At 66.3% G+C, this 5,010-nt stretch carries 9 protein-coding genes and 1 pseudogene; all 10 read left to right on the forward strand.

The genetic code is table 11. The features are described 5' to 3' along the window. Positions 1 to 782 (forward strand): annotated as a pseudogene (locus ACRCSW_RS21955) (signal recognition particle protein); the annotation flags it as partial. Continuing rightward, positions 779 to 1,324: a GNAT family N-acetyltransferase gene (locus tag ACRCSW_RS21960; RefSeq protein ID WP_438707783.1), complete on the forward strand. Its 546-nt coding sequence runs from the start codon at positions 779 to 781 to the stop codon at positions 1,322 to 1,324. The pseudogene ACRCSW_RS21955 and the gene ACRCSW_RS21960, both read left to right, overlap by 4 nt. Continuing rightward, on the forward strand, positions 1,321 to 1,893 hold the full coding sequence (locus tag ACRCSW_RS21965) for a demethoxyubiquinone hydroxylase family protein (protein WP_438707784.1): 573 nt from the start codon (positions 1,321 to 1,323) through the stop codon (positions 1,891 to 1,893). Before ACRCSW_RS21960 ends, ACRCSW_RS21965 begins: the two co-directional genes overlap by 4 nt. Further along, complete coding sequence (locus tag ACRCSW_RS21970; protein ID WP_438707785.1) at positions 1,890 to 2,399, forward strand: GNAT family N-acetyltransferase; 510 nt, start codon at positions 1,890 to 1,892, stop codon at positions 2,397 to 2,399. Before ACRCSW_RS21965 ends, ACRCSW_RS21970 begins: the two co-directional genes overlap by 4 nt. Further along, the gene (locus ACRCSW_RS21975; RefSeq protein ID WP_438707786.1) at positions 2,396 to 2,893 is read left to right on the forward strand and encodes a GNAT family N-acetyltransferase; all 498 of its coding nucleotides are present in this window, start codon (positions 2,396 to 2,398) and stop codon (positions 2,891 to 2,893) included. The genes ACRCSW_RS21970 and ACRCSW_RS21975 overlap by 4 nt, the downstream gene beginning before the upstream one ends. Further along, entirely contained in the window at positions 2,890 to 3,408 is a 519-nt protein-coding gene (locus ACRCSW_RS21980) for a GNAT family N-acetyltransferase (RefSeq protein ID WP_438707787.1), read from the forward strand. The genes ACRCSW_RS21975 and ACRCSW_RS21980 overlap by 4 nt, the downstream gene beginning before the upstream one ends. Further along, positions 3,405 to 3,926 carry a GNAT family N-acetyltransferase gene (locus tag ACRCSW_RS21985; protein ID WP_438707788.1) on the forward strand — a complete coding sequence of 174 codons (522 nt, stop codon included), beginning with the start codon at positions 3,405 to 3,407 and terminating at the stop codon, positions 3,924 to 3,926. The genes ACRCSW_RS21980 and ACRCSW_RS21985 overlap by 4 nt, the downstream gene beginning before the upstream one ends. Next, on the forward strand, positions 3,923 to 4,549 hold the full coding sequence (locus ACRCSW_RS21990; protein ID WP_438707789.1) for a GNAT family N-acetyltransferase: 627 nt from the start codon (positions 3,923 to 3,925) through the stop codon (positions 4,547 to 4,549). The genes ACRCSW_RS21985 and ACRCSW_RS21990 overlap by 4 nt, the downstream gene beginning before the upstream one ends. Then, on the forward strand, positions 4,549 to 4,842 hold the full coding sequence (locus ACRCSW_RS21995; protein ID WP_438707790.1) for a chorismate mutase: 294 nt from the start codon (positions 4,549 to 4,551) through the stop codon (positions 4,840 to 4,842). Before ACRCSW_RS21990 ends, ACRCSW_RS21995 begins: the two co-directional genes overlap by 1 nt. A gap of 58 nt (positions 4,843 to 4,900) precedes the next feature. After that, positions 4,901 to 5,010: 30S ribosomal protein S16 (gene rpsP, locus ACRCSW_RS22000; RefSeq protein WP_438707791.1), on the forward strand; the 110-nt coding region annotated here is incomplete at its 3' end.

Genomic DNA, 5,010 nt, shown 5'->3' on the forward strand with positions numbered 1-5,010 from the left:
ACGGCAAGGTCGGCATCTCCGGCGTCGTCCTGACCCGGATGGACGGCGACGGCCGTGGTGGTGCCGCCCTCTCCATGCGCGCCGTCACCGGCAAACCCATCCGCTTCGTCGGCATGGGCGAAAAGATGGACGCGATCGAGACCTTCGAGGCCGACCGCGTCGCAGGCCGCATCCTCGGCATGGGCGACATCGTCGCCCTCGTCGAAAAGGCGCAAGAGACGTTCGAGGCCGAACAGGCCGACCGCATGGCGAAACGCTTCGCCAAGGGGTTGTTCAACATGAACGACCTGAAGATGCAGCTTGAACAGATGATGAAGATGGGCGGCATGCAGGGCCTGATGGGCATGATGCCCGGCATGGGCAAGATGCAGTCCCAGGCCGAGGCCGCTGGCCTGAACGACAAGATGCTGCAGCACCAGATCGCGCTCATCCAGTCGATGACCAAGAAGGAACGCGCCAACCCCGACCTCCTCGCCGCCTCCCGCAAGAAGCGCATCGCGGCTGGAGCGGGGCTGGATGTCTCCGACCTCAACCGCCTTCTGAAGCAGCACAAGCAGATGGCCGAGATGATGAAGAAGATGGGCAAGGGCGGCATGCTGAAGCAGGCGATGAAGTCCATGATGGGCAAAGGCGGGATGCCCGACCCGTCCAAGATGACGCCCGAACAGCTGGCCGAGGCCGCCAAGGGCATGCGCGAAGGCATGGGCGGAATGGGTGGAATGGGAATGCCCCGCGGCATGACGCTGCCTTCCGGGCTTTCGGGGCTGATGAAGAAGAAATGACCCATCCCGTCGCGCGCCAGTTCGATGATGCCATTCCGGTCCTTCGGACCGAGCGGCTGATTCTGCGCGCGCCAAGGGCCGAGGATTTTGACGCCTACGCCACCTATTATGCCGAAGACCGCAGCCGCTTTACCGGTGGCCCGCTGGACCGGCCCACGGCCTGGCGCGCCTTCGCGGCCCAGCTGGGCCATTGGCACCTGCGCGGCTACGGCCTTTGGACCCTGACCCTGAAGGACATCCCCGGCGCCATCGGCCATGTCGGTTTCTGGAACCCGGAAGGCTGGCTGGAGCGTGAAATCGGCTGGTCGCTTTATCCCGGACACGAAGGCCACGGCCTCGCTTTCGAGGCGGCCATGGCCGCGCGGACCTATGCCTACAGGGATCTCGGCTGGGGCGCGCTGATCTCGGTGATTGCGCCGGGAAATGACCGCTCCATCGCGCTGGCCGGCCGCATGGGGGCCGCGTTCGAACGTGAATGGGTCACTCCCTCGGGCAAGCCCGCACTTATCTACCGGCATCCGGGTCCTGAGGTGACGGCATGACGCCGACCCCCGCCGAACGCCTCTCCGCGATCCGCATCGCTAAGGTCAATCACGCCGGTGAATACGGCGCGATCCGGATCTACGCGGCGCAAATCGCGATCAGCCGCTGGTTCTGGCCCAAGCTCGCGGCCCAGCTGGCCGAACTGAAAGCGCATGAGATCACCCACTGCCGCCTCTTCGCCCAGGCCCTCGCCGAACGCGGCGGACGCCCCTGCCGCGCGATGTATCTGTGGAGCACAGGGGGCTGGGTTCTCGGCGCCGCTTCGGCGCTTCTCGGGCCCAATCTGGTCTGGGCCTGCACCGAGGCGGTCGAGGACACCGTGCACCACCACATGTCCGATCAACTGGCCTTCCTCCAGACCCGCGACGCAGAACTGCATCAGCTGATCCAGAGCATCCGTGCCGAGGAGGAGGGCCACCTGAACCTCGCCCGGCAAGAAAAGCTGCGCGACACCCGGCTTACGATTGCGTTTGAAGCCGTGGTCCGCAAAAGCGTCGATCTGGTGATCTGGCTCTCGACCTGGGGTGAGTCCACCCGGATGCGGCATGATCTCAAGGGGGCCGCATGATCGCCCCCACCCTCACCACTGCCCGGCTGACCCTGCGGATGCCCCGGCTCGCCGACTTCGAGGCTTGGGCCGACTTCTTTGCCTCCCCCCGCTCGATCCATGAAGGCGGCCCGAAAGACCGCCTCGCCGCCTGGCAGTTCTGGGCGGCGGACGTGGCGCTCTGGACGCTCAAGGGCTACGGGCCCTTCGGCGTGGACGACCGTGAGACCGGCGAATACTTCGGCGAGGTGGGCCTTTATCACGGCGAGGGCTACCCGGCACCGGAACTCGGCTGGTTCGTCGTGCCTACCGGCGAGGGCAAAGGCATAGCACTTGAGGCCGCCCGCGCCGTGCTGGACTGGGCGGCGGACAGCTTCGACTGGCCCCACATCACCAACATCATCGACCCCGCCAACACCCGCTCCATCGCCCTCGGCCTGCGCCTCGGCGGGGTGATCGACCCCTCGCTGCCCGGCATCGACCCCGGCGATGTGGTGATCCGCCATGACCTGCGGAGGGCGGTATGATCCCTACCCTCACCACCGCCCGGCTGACCCTCCGCGCTCCCGTTATGGCCGACTTCCCGGCCTATCGTGAATTTGTGACGTCGGACCGCACCCGCTTCATGGGCGGACCTCATGGCGCGGCGACGGCGTGGAACTGGTTCTGCAATGACAGCGCACAGTGGTCGCTGCTGGACATGGGCGCGCTGATCATCACCCTTGAAGGTCACCCCATCGGTCAGGTCGCCGTCTGCCACGGCCCGATCTTCCCCGAACCCGAGCTTGGATGGTTCCTGTTCGCCGGGAGCGAAGGCCACGGCTACGCTTTCGAGGCTGCCACAGCGATGCGCGACTGGGCGTTCGGTCCACGCGGCCTGCCGACGCTCGTCAGCTATGTTCATGCCGACAATCTGGCCTCGGCCCGTCTGGCCCGACGTATTGGCGGTGTGATCGACCCGAAGGCCGACACACCAGCGGGGATGACGACGGACGCCTATCGCCACCGGAGGGCCGCATGACGCTCGCCTTCCACATCCCCACCCTCACCACCGCCCGCCTCACCTTGCGTGGCCCCGGCCCGCAGGACTTTCCCGGCCAGGCCGCGTTCCTCGCCTCTGACCGCGCGCGATTTGTCGGCGGACCTTTGGCGGAACGGCTGGCCTGGCGCGCGCTGGCCAGCATGATCGGCCACTGGGCGATGCGTGGCTTCGGCATGTGGGCGGTGACGCTGCAGGGGTCGGATCGCGCCATCGGGCTTGTGGGTCTCTACTTTCCGATCGACTGGCCCGAACGGGAAATCGGGTGGCACATCTGGGATCCGGCCTGCGAAGGCAAAGGATACGCGACCGAGGCGGCCACAGCCGCCCGCGAGCATGCCTTCGGCACGCTCGGCTGGGACACCGCCGTCAGCTACATTGACCCGGACAACATCGCCTCCCGCAGGGTGGCCGAACGTCTGGGCGCCATCATCGACGAGACCGCCCAGCGTCCAGGCCCGACAGACGTCGTCTACCGCCACCGGAGGGCCGCATGACGCTCGCCTTCCACATCCCGACCCTCACCACCGAACGCCTGACGCTGCGCGAACCGCGCGAGGCGGATTTCCCGGCGATGCTCGCCTTCTCCGAAAGCCCTCGCGCCGAGTTTATTGGTGGGGCCATCGGGCGGAAATGGATCTGGCGCGGGCTTCTGGCCAACATCGGCCACTGGGCGATCCGCGACTATGGCTTCTATTCGGTGGACACCCATGAGGGCGACTTCATCGGCCGGATCGGCGTGATCTATCATGACCAATGGCCGGAACCGGAGCTTGCCTGGCACCTCTTTGACGGCTTCGAAGGCAAGGGCTACGCCGCCGAGGCAGCCCGCGCCGCCAAGGCCGACTTCCACGCCCGCATCTCGGCCCAACCGCTGATCAGCATGATCGACGTGCCGAACACCCGTTCCGAAGCCCTGGCCAAGCGCCTCGGCGCGACCGTTGAGCGCACCGAAAAGGATCCGGACGGCGATTTCCACGTCTACCGCCACCCCGGACCGGAGGCGCGGCCATGATGCCCTGGACCTCCCCACTCACCCAAGGCATGGCCGCCCAAGCTGCGGTCGTCGCGGCCGCCGTCCCGGTGTTGCACACCCCGCGCCTCACCCTGCGCGCCCCGCGCCTTGCCGATTTCCCGGCCTATGCGGCGATCGCCTGCACCGACCGCGGCATCCACATCGGCGGCCCCTTCACCGAGGAAGAGGCCTGGGCCGACTTCTGTTGCATGACGGCCAACTGGCTGTTGCGGGGTCATGGCAACTGGGCCGTGGAAACCCATGCGGGCGATCTCGTTGGCTTCGTCCTGATCGGGTTCGAACCCGGCGACCAGGAACCGGAGCTTGGCTGGTTCCTCACCGAAGGCGCCGAGGGCCATGGCTATGCCACCGAGGCCGCGACCACCGCGCGCGACCATGCGTTCTTGGCCCTCGGGCTGGCCCGGTTCGTCAGCTATATCGACCCCGCGAACCCAGCCTCGGCGCGTGTCGCCGAACGGCTGGGCGCCGTTGTCGAAGGTCAGCTTGACGGGTCCGACGTCTGGGTCCACCGCCCGGCTGCGCCGAACGCCGTCTCTGCTCGCGTAGAGACGGAAGGAAGACGGAAAGAAGACGCAAAGAAGACGTCGGAAAAGAGGGATTGATGCACACCGCAACCGATGCCACCGAGCTTTTGAAAGACCACCGCGACGCCATCGACCGGCTTGACGCGATCCTGGTCTACACGCTCGCCGAACGGTTCAAGCAGACCCAGGCCGTGGGTAGGCTCAAGGCCGAACACGGCCTGCCGCCTTCCGACCCCGACCGCGAGGCGCGCCAGATGGCACGGCTCCACGCACTTGCCACCGAGGCCGATCTCGACCCCGACCTCGCCAAGAAATTCCTGACCTTCATCATCTCCGAAGTCATCAGGCATCACGAGAAACTGCAGAAATAACAAACCCGTGGGGTGTGCATTCATGCGCACCTTCAGACAAACCGAAGGAGACTACCCAATGTCGATGAAAATCCGTCTGGCCCGTGGCGGCTCGAAAAAGCGCCCGTTCTATTCCATCGTTGCCACCGACTCGCGCATGCCGCGCGACGGCCGCTTCCTGGAAAAGCT

It is taken from the genome of Tabrizicola sp. (assembly GCF_051645465.1).
Classification (GTDB): Bacteria; Pseudomonadota; Alphaproteobacteria; order Rhodobacterales; family Rhodobacteraceae; genus Tabrizicola.

What these genes read in the sequence shown, in the direction of transcription:
- ACRCSW_RS21960 (WP_438707783.1), top strand. Translation starts at nt 779, where the DNA reads ATGACCCATCCCGTCGCGCGCCAGTTCGATGATGCCATTCCGGTCCTT.
- ACRCSW_RS21965 (WP_438707784.1), top strand. Translation starts at nt 1,321, where the DNA reads ATGACGCCGACCCCCGCCGAACGCCTCTCCGCGATCCGCATCGCTAAG.
- ACRCSW_RS21970 (WP_438707785.1), top strand. Translation starts at nt 1,890, where the DNA reads ATGATCGCCCCCACCCTCACCACTGCCCGGCTGACCCTGCGGATGCCC.
- ACRCSW_RS21975 (WP_438707786.1), top strand. Translation starts at nt 2,396, where the DNA reads ATGATCCCTACCCTCACCACCGCCCGGCTGACCCTCCGCGCTCCCGTT.
- ACRCSW_RS21980 (WP_438707787.1), top strand. Translation starts at nt 2,890, where the DNA reads ATGACGCTCGCCTTCCACATCCCCACCCTCACCACCGCCCGCCTCACC.
- ACRCSW_RS21985 (WP_438707788.1), top strand. Translation starts at nt 3,405, where the DNA reads ATGACGCTCGCCTTCCACATCCCGACCCTCACCACCGAACGCCTGACG.
- ACRCSW_RS21990 (WP_438707789.1), top strand. Translation starts at nt 3,923, where the DNA reads ATGATGCCCTGGACCTCCCCACTCACCCAAGGCATGGCCGCCCAAGCT.
- ACRCSW_RS21995 (WP_438707790.1), top strand. Translation starts at nt 4,549, where the DNA reads ATGCACACCGCAACCGATGCCACCGAGCTTTTGAAAGACCACCGCGAC.